The 7,745-nt window shown below is 70.7% G+C and carries 4 protein-coding genes and 1 pseudogene; all 5 read left to right on the plus strand.

Features of this window, described 5'->3' with window-relative positions; all coding sequences use genetic code 11:
• Positions 1–390, plus strand: a 390-nt coding sequence (locus MXD95_RS07030) for a hypothetical protein (protein ID WP_250639732.1), incomplete at its 5' end; no start/stop codon positions are given.
• A gap of 220 nt (positions 391–610) precedes the next feature.
• Positions 611–1,987: a glycosyltransferase gene (locus tag MXD95_RS07035; RefSeq protein WP_250639733.1), complete on the plus strand. Its 1,377-nt coding sequence runs from the start codon at positions 611–613 to the stop codon at positions 1,985–1,987.
• A 368-nt stretch (positions 1,988–2,355) separates the two neighbouring features.
• Complete coding sequence (locus tag MXD95_RS07040) at positions 2,356–4,968, plus strand: carboxylate--amine ligase/circularly permuted type 2 ATP-grasp protein (protein ID WP_250639734.1); 2,613 nt, start codon at positions 2,356–2,358, stop codon at positions 4,966–4,968.
• 518 nt (positions 4,969–5,486) lie between these two features.
• The gene (locus MXD95_RS07045; protein WP_250639735.1) at positions 5,487–7,316 is read left to right on the plus strand and encodes an N-acetylglutaminylglutamine amidotransferase; all 1,830 of its coding nucleotides are present in this window, start codon (positions 5,487–5,489) and stop codon (positions 7,314–7,316) included.
• Positions 7,317–7,398: 82 nt separating this feature from the next.
• Positions 7,399–7,745: pseudogene (locus tag MXD95_RS07050) on the plus strand (hypothetical protein); the annotation flags it as partial.

Here is a 7,745-nt window from a genome sequence, read left to right on the forward strand (position 1 = left end):
CAGGGCAAGCAGGGTTACCCAGGTCGGCCAGGCCCGCAGGGTCGGCAGGGCCCGCAGGGCTTCCAGGGTAACCAGGGCTTCCAGGGTAACCAGGGTTTCCAAGGCAACCAGGGTTTCCAGGGTAACCAGGGTTTCCAGGGCAACCAGGGCGCCAGCGTCGGGCGGAGTAGCTACGTCATCATCTCGGATCCCGGTGAAGGCTCTGCGACTGCGTCCTGCCGGTTCGGCGACGCTGCTCTCGGTGGCGGTGGAATCGTGACGAAGGGTGACCCTATCAGGACGTCGATTCCGTTCGGCGGCTCGCCGGCCACGCCCGCCACCGGCTGGACTGTTGAACACAACTCGCAAGCCGGGGACGCCATCAGGGCCTACGTGGTCTGCGCGGCGTGAGTCAGTGCGGCCTGGTGGTCTGGGAAGCCCGGGCCGCCAGGCCGCGCTCGTACCGCGTGGCGGAGCGTCGACGACATTCCGCAAGCAGTACCGTGTCCATGCCCCAACGGCCATTGACCCGTGGCCGGTCGAGTCGAGATGTCCTGGCGCTCGGGGGCGTACCGGCATGCGCCCAGAAGCGGATTCCGTCCCGCGTCGACCGTCGAACAGGTACAGAGCGATGAGAGCAGCCACGCCCACCTTTTCCGTGTTCACCCCCAGCCACCAGCCGCGCTTTCTTGACGAGTGCCTGCAGACGCTGCGGGCGCAGAGCCGTTCCGACTGGGAATGGATCGTGCTGCTCAACGGCGGCGCCCGATGGCGGCCCGAGACCCCGGACGACCGGGTCCGGGTGGAGATCGCCGACGACCTTCGTGGTGTGGGCGCCGCCAAACGGCGGGCCTGCGCGCTGGCGAATGGCGAGATTCTGGTCGAGCTCGACCACGATGACCTGTTGGCGAAGGACTGCCTGGCGGGAGTGGCGGCGGAGTTCGAGCGGCATCCGGCCGCTGCCCTGGTCTACAGCGACACCGCGCAGATCACGCAGGACGGCGGGCGGGACGACAGCCGGTTCGACGAGGCGCAGGGCTGGGTCTACCAGGAGACGGAGGTCGACGGCCGGCCGGTGCTGCAGGCCCTGTCGCTGCCGCCGACGCCGCACAACATCTCCTACATCTGGTACGCGCCGAACCATGTGCGGGCATTCCGGCGTAAGATCTACGACCAGGTCGGCGGCTATGACGCGGATCTCCTGGTGCTGGACGACCAGGAGCTGATGTGCCGTCTTTACCAGGCGGGAGAGTTCCACCGGATTCCGCGCTGTCTCTACCTGCAGCGGGTTCATGACGGAAACACGCAGAGCGATGCCGACATCAATGGTCACATCCAGCGGGAGACCGTCGTTCTCTACGACCGTCACATCGAGGCCAACGCGCTTGCCTGGGCCCGGCGCCGTGGCCTGCTCGCGCTCGATCTGGGGGCGGCGCATCGCAAGCCGGCGGGATTCCTGGGTGTGGACCAGTATCCGGGCGACGGCGTGGACATCGTCGCCACGCTGCCGGGTCGCCTGGACCTGCCGGACGGGTCGGTGGGTGTCATCCGGGCGGTCGACTTCCTGGAGCACGTGCCAGCCAAGATTCCCCTGATCAACGAGCTGTACCGCCTGCTGGCACCGGGCGGCATGCTCCTGTCACTGACCCCGAGCTCGGACGGGCGGGGCGCCTACCAGGACCCGACGCACTGCGCCTTCTACAACGAGAACTCATTCTGGTACTACACCGATGACCAGTACCGCACCTTCGTCCCGGAAATTCAGGCCCGGTTCCAAAGCTCCCGACTCGTCACCTACTATCCGTCCGAGTGGCACTCCGCCAACTACATCGCGTATGTGGGGGCGAACCTGATCGCTCTCAAGGACGGCACCGAGCGATGCGGGGGGCTGGTGCTGTGCGATTCCCGTGCCGGTGGGCGTGCGCCGGTGCTTGTCCCGCAGCAGGCCCGGGCCGTGAGTGTCGGTGAGCCAGCGGGCGTCGGCGAGCCGGTGGGTGCGCAGGGCTGAGGCGGTCGCGGGCGGCGCCGGTCCGGTGACGGATAAATCCGGCGCTTTCCGTAAGCAGACCTGCGGGCTTCGTCACGTTTTAGTGGCGGCCTCCGGGAAAGACCAACCCCGGTAGCGACCGCCCGCTCGCGGCGGGCCGGCCGTCGGGCCGGGCTGCCCCGACCGCCAGGCGCACGATCGCCGGGGCGCGCCGGGGCATCCGCGTCGGAGCAGGTCGGGACGCCGGCCTACGGGCAGGGCGGGGTCGGATGCCGGTGTCAGAACGCGGACGGAGCGTGGGCGTGCACAAACGCGGCCCGAGTGGTTTCGGCGCGAGAGATACCTCTCCGTCATGCAGGTGTAACCGGATGGTCGTAGCGTAGCCGGTCATGAGCGACGCACGAATGGTTGCCGTCGGCGTCGAGGAGGAGTTCCACATCCTCGATCTCACCACCCGTCAGCTCGTTCCCCGGGCGGAGGAAATACTTCGTAAGCTCGACGGTGACTCGTTCTCCCCGGAACTGCTCAAATCCGTCGTGGAGACGAACAGCCGGCCGACGATGGATCTGTTGGCGCTGCGGGCGAACCTCCTTGATCTTCGCCGCCGGCTGGCCGAGGCCGCGGGGGAGCTGGGGCTCGGGCCGGCAGCGTCGGGCACCGTGCCGATCCTCGACATGGACGCCCTCGACGTCTCCCGGGACGACCGGTACGAGCAGATGACCGAGGACTACCAGATCGTCGCCCGCGAGCAGTTGATCTGCGGCGCTCAGGTGCACGTCGACGTCGCCGACCGTGATCTCGCGATGGCTGTGGTGGCCTGGACCGCGCCATGGCTGCCGATGCTGCTGGCGCTCTCGGCGAGCTCGCCGTACTGGATGGGCGCCGACAGCGGGTATGCGAGCATGCGCACGCTGGTCTGGCAGCGTTGGCCGACCGCCGGGGTCGCCGGGTCGTTTCGCACTGCCGCCGAGTACGACCAGCTCATCGCCGACCTGATCAAATCCGGGGTGATCAGTGACCCGGGCATGGTCTACTTCGATGTCCGCCCGTCGGCCCACCTGCCCACCGTCGAGCTGCGGATCTGCGACGCCTGCCCGGACGTCGACAACGTCATCCTCATCGCCGGCCTGTTCCGCGCGCTGGTCTGCCGGGCCGTCGAGGAGATCGAGGCCGGCGCCCAGGCGCCGCCGCCGCGCGCCGAGCTGCTGCGGGCCGCGACCTGGCGGGCGGCCCGCTCGGGGCTGGAGGGCGATCTCGTCGACATCCTCGGCGCCGGCCCGGTGCCGGCCCGGGCGATGCTGCGCAGGCTGCTGGAGGAGGTCCGTCCGCAGCTGGAGCGCTACGACGACTGGGAGCTCGTCGACAACCTCGCCGAGCAGGCCGCCGGGCGCGGCAGCTCCGCGCAGCGCCAGCGGCGCGCGTTCGCCCGGCGTGGGTTGCTCACCGACGTCGCCGACCTGATCCTCGCCGAGACCCGTGACGTGCCGCCGGCCGGCGCGACGATCGGTGTGGCGCCGGCGGTCAGCGCACCCGACCAGATCGCCCCGACGCTGCTCGAGCGCTACCAGCCTACCGGCTACGACGAGGTCGTCGACGACCGTGGCGCGGTGCGCCCCCAGTACCGCGCGGTGATGCGCACCCTGGAGCGGCTCGGGCCCGGCATCCTCGACGAACGGGTCGGTGACCGCGAGGCCGAGCAGCACGACCGCGGCATCACCTTCCGGGTGTCCGGGGACAGCGAGAGCCGGCCGTTCCCGTTCGACCTCGTCCCGCGGATCATCGCCGCGGACGACTGGGCGGTGCTGCGGGCCGGCCTGTCCCAGCGGGTGCGGGCGCTCGAGGCGTTCCTGCGCGACGTCTACGGCGAGCGGGCCGCCGTCGCCGACGGCATCGTGCCGCCGTGGGTGGTCAACGACGCACCGGGGCTGCGCCACGGCGGGCGGGCCGTCGCGGACGAGACGATCCGAGTGACGACCGCCGGCATCGACCTGGTCCGCGGCGGGGACGGTGGCTGGCTGGTTCTGGAGGACAACCTGCGGGTGCCCTCCGGGGTCGCCTACGCCATCGAGGGCCGCCGGCTCGCCGAGTCGGTGCTGCCCGAGCTCGGCCCGCCGAGCGGCATCCTGCGCCTGGACGGTGTCCCCGCCCTGCTGCACGAGGCGCTGCTCGCCGCCGCCCCGGCGCGGGTCGGTGCCAGCGCTGTCGGTGTCAGCGCTGGCCGTGGCAGTGGCGAGCCCGTGGTGGCGGTGCTGTCCGGCGGACCGCGCGACTCGGCCTATTTCGAACATGTGCTGCTCGCCGAGCAGATGGGCGTGGCACTGGTCGAACCCGCAGGGCTCCTCGTCGACGACGACGGCGTGTACCGCATCGACGGCGGCACCCGGCGCCGGATCGACGTGCTGTACCGGCGGATCGACGAGGACGAGCTGTTCGGCGCGGCCGGCGCCGACGGGGCGCCGCTGGGCCCAGCCCTGCTGAAGGCGATGCGCGCCGGGCTGGTCAGCGTCGCGAACGCCCCCGGCAACGGCGTCGGCGACGACAAGGTGGTCTACGCCTACGTGCCGCGGATGGTCACCTACTACCTCGGGGAACAGCCGCTGCTCGACGACGTTCCCACCTACGTCTGCGGTGATCCGGAGCAGTGCGACCACGTACTCGCCCATCTCGACCAGCTCGTCGTCAAGCCGGTCGACGGCTTCGGGGGCGCCGGCGTCGTCATCGGCCCGCATGCCGAGCCCTACCAGCTCACCGAGGCGCGCGAGCGGATCCTGGCCGACCCGCGGCGCTGGATCGGCCAGGAGGTGGTCGACCTGTCCACCCATCCCACCTGGCATGACAGTGCGCTCGAGCCGTGCGCGGTGGACCTGCGGGCGTTCGTCTACGTGGGCGCCGAACCGGTGGTCGTGCCCGCGGCGTTGTCCCGGGTGGCACCGCCGGGCAGTCTCATCGTCAACTCCTCCCGCGGCGGCGGTTCCAAGGACACCTGGATCCCCCGACGGTAGTGGGAGCCGCCCGGCCTGGCGGCCCCTCAGGCACCGGAGCGCCGGAGCGCCGGCCTTGTGTACTGCCGGTAACGGATCACGTGGGCCGGAAGGCTGGTGCGACCCGTCCCGGTCGACCCTTGGTCCTTCTGGTAGGGCATACCGGACACAATCCCGGTAACTGCGACCACAAAGATCATCCTGGTCCGCACAATTCAGACAATGCGGTCAAAACGACATCACTTAGCGTAATGATCGGGCTGCTGATGCGGAGCGCGGCGTGGAAAGCCGCCGATACCTGTCGCGCGCCACATCCTGGTGGTGTTGAGTCTGGACACCACCACTTCGGTGCCGACTGTCCGAAAGCGCGTGGGCACGACCTGTGCCGATGTGGACGGCGAGTGACTGCAACCGTGCTGTCACGACTGTGAAACGTCCGGCATCGAGGGTGGAGGCACGACCAACTCCCTCGACGCCGGGCAGGTACGTCCGGAGAAGGGATCTCGCCTGATCCCAGTGGGCTGACGGGAGCGCGGCAGATGTGCGGGTTGAGCGGTGAGCTGAGGTTTGACGGCCGGACGGCCGATGTCGACGCGGTGGTCCGGATGACCACGACCATGGTGCCGCGTGGCCCGGACGGTGTCGGGATCTGGGCGTCCGGCCCGGTCGCGTTCGGCCACCGCCGGCTGAGGATCATCGACCTGTCGGAACGGGGCGCGCAGCCCATGGTCGACAGCGAGCTGGGCCTCACCACCGCGTTCAACGGCTGCATCTACAACTACCAGCAGCTGCGGGACGAGCTGACCGCCGCCGGCTACCGGTTCTTCTCCACCTCCGACACCGAGGTGATCGCCAAGGCCTATCACCGGTGGGGCACCCGCTGTGTCGACCACTTCGCCGGTATGTTCGCCTTTGCCGTCGCCGAGCGTGAAACCGGGCGCCTTGTGCTCGCCCGCGACCGGCTCGGCATCAAGCCGCTCTACTACGCCGAGGACGCCGAGCGGCTGCGCTTCGCCTCCACCCTGCCGGCGCTGCTCGCCGGAGGCGGGATCAGTTCCGATCTCGACCTCGTCGCGCTGCACCACTACTTCTCGTTCCACTCGGTCGTGCCGGCGCCGCACACCATCCTCGCCGGCGTGCGCAAACTGCCCGCGGCCACGGTCCGGGTCGTCGAGCCGGACGGACGGCACACCGACGAGCTGTACTGGAGCCCGTCGTTCACCCGCGGGGACGCCGCCGGCGCCGGTGCGGCCGGCCATGGCACCGTGCAGACCGCCTGGGATGCCAGCTGGGAGGCCGCCGACTGGCGGGACGCGATCGCCGCGCGGCTGCGCACCGCGGTGCGCCGACGGATGGTCGCCGACGTGCCGGTCGGCGTACTGCTCTCCGGCGGGCTGGACTCGAGCCTCATCGTCGCGCTGCTCGCCGAGGCCGGGCAGACGGGCCTGGCGACGTTCAGCGTCGGGTTCGAGGCCGCCGGCGGCGAGTCCGGCGACGAGTTCGCCTACTCGGACATCATCGCCGAGCATTTCGGCACCGACCATCACCAGATCCGGGTGCCCGGCAACCGGCTGCTGCCCGCCGTCGACGCGGCCGTGGCCGCGATGAGCGAGCCGATGGTCAGCCACGACTGCGTCGCGTTCTACCTGCTCTCGCAGGAGGTGTCCCGCAGCGTCAAGGTCGTGCAGTCCGGGCAGGGCGCCGACGAGGTCTTCGCCGGCTACTCCTGGTACCCGCCGCTGGCGGACGTCCCGCGCGACCAGGCCGTCGACGCCTACCTGTCGGTGTTCGCCGACCGGCCGCACCGGGACATGCCCGCGATGGTGGAGCCGTCCTACCTGCTCGAACGGGACGCCAGCCGCGACTTCGTCGCCGCCCACTTCGCCCGGGCCGGCGCGGAGACGTCCGTGGACGCGGCGCTGCGCATCGACTCGACCATCATGCTCATCGACGATCCGGTCAAGCGGGTCGACAACATGACGATGGCCGCCGGGCTCGAGGCACGCACCCCGTTCCTCGACCACGAGCTCGTCGAGCTCGCCGCGGCCTGCCCACCCGAGCTCAAGCTCGCCTCCGGAGGTAAGGGCGTGCTCAAGGACATCGGCCGCCCGCTCATGCCGGTGGACGTCATCGACCGGCCCAAGGGCTACTTCCCGGTGCCCGCGATCCGCCACCTGCACGGCCCCTTCCTCGACCGGGTCCGCGACGCCCTGTTCGACCCGGCGGCCAAGGCCCGCGGCCTGTACCGCCCGTCGTGGGTGCAGGCGATGCTCGCCGCGCCGAACGACAACCGGACCACGCTCGGCGCCAACGCCCTGTGGCAGGCTGCGCTGCTCGAGATGTGGCTCCAGACCCATGGAGTGAGTTGACCCTATGGGAGTGAGCTGGACCCTATGGGAGTGAGCTGACCCTACGGAATCACCTGACCGTTCGTGCCCCTACAGGAGTGAGATGACCCGTGCCTCCTACCCCGAGGACCTGACCGCGCGGACCCAGCCGCTGGCGGTGGCGGAGCCGTCAGTGCCAGCCCCGCTCTCAGGCCCGGGCCGTGCCCTTCCGGCCCACCCGGCCCAGCCGGCCCAGCCGGCCCACCCGGCCCTGGCGCAAGAGGTGCCGGTCCAACGTTCCGCCGCCCTGGAGGTGGTGGCTCCGCGCCCGAGGGACCTGCCGGACGCCTGGATCGCGGCGGTGGGTGTGGGGGGGCCCCCCCCAGCCCCCGCCCCCCCCCCCGCCTCAGTGGGGGCCCCCTACACCCGCCCCCGGCGCAGGATTATCCCCCCGGGCCCCGTCGGCCCCGG

The sequence above is a fragment of the Frankia sp. AiPa1 genome, from assembly GCF_023243075.1.
GTDB lineage: Bacteria > Actinomycetota > Actinomycetes > Frankiales > Frankiaceae > Frankia.